General features: G+C 65.8%; 1 protein-coding gene. It reads right to left on the reverse strand.

The window, feature by feature from the left end; genetic code table 11:
• Positions 1–672 (reverse strand): primase-helicase family protein (locus tag ABGI63_RS25765; protein WP_349745373.1); only part of this gene is annotated, 672 nt, incomplete at its 3' end.
• Positions 673–685: the final 13 nt, after the last annotated feature.

Raw genomic sequence — 685 nt, forward strand, 5'->3', positions numbered from 1 at the left:
CTTGGTCTCCTGCGTGATGATCCACTTGAGCCGGTTCTTGGTGTGATACATCTCCTGCCGGCTGACCACCTCGTCGCCGATGATGAACAGCTTGCCGCTCAGCCAGGTGTTGTATCGCTCCTCCAGCTCGGTCTGGCCGACCATCACGCCGTACTCGCCATACAGGTCGCGCAGCACATCGAAGAACAGGTTCTTGCCGGTGCCCTGAGGGCCGTGGAAGACCAGCGCCGTGGTCAGCTTCGCGCCCACCTGCTGCAGCGGCAGCGCGCACCAGCGCAACACCCAGTCGGCAACATCCTCGGGCCCGAGCCCTGGCGCCTCGCTCGTGCTGCACAGATGCCGCAGCAGCTCGATCATCACGTNGACCATCACGCCGTACTCGCCATACAGGTCGCGCAGCACATCGAAGAACAGGTTCTTGCCGGTGCCCTGAGGGCCGTGGAAGACCAGCGCCGTGGTCAGCTTCGCGCCCACCTGCTGCAGCGGCAGCGCGCACCAGCGCAACACCCAGTCGGCAACATCCTCGGGCCCGAGCCCTGGCGCCTCGCTCGTGCTGCACAGATGCCGCAGCAGCTCGATCATCACGTCGCAGTCGCCCTCCGCCGGCTCGGCCGGGAAGCCGCCGAACAGGTTCAGACAATCAGCCGGCAGCTCCTGCCCCGGCTCAAACATCACCTGCTCGCCA

Source organism: Roseateles cavernae (assembly GCF_040187885.1).
Classification (GTDB): Bacteria; Pseudomonadota; Gammaproteobacteria; order Burkholderiales; family Burkholderiaceae_C; genus Roseateles_E; species Roseateles_E cavernae.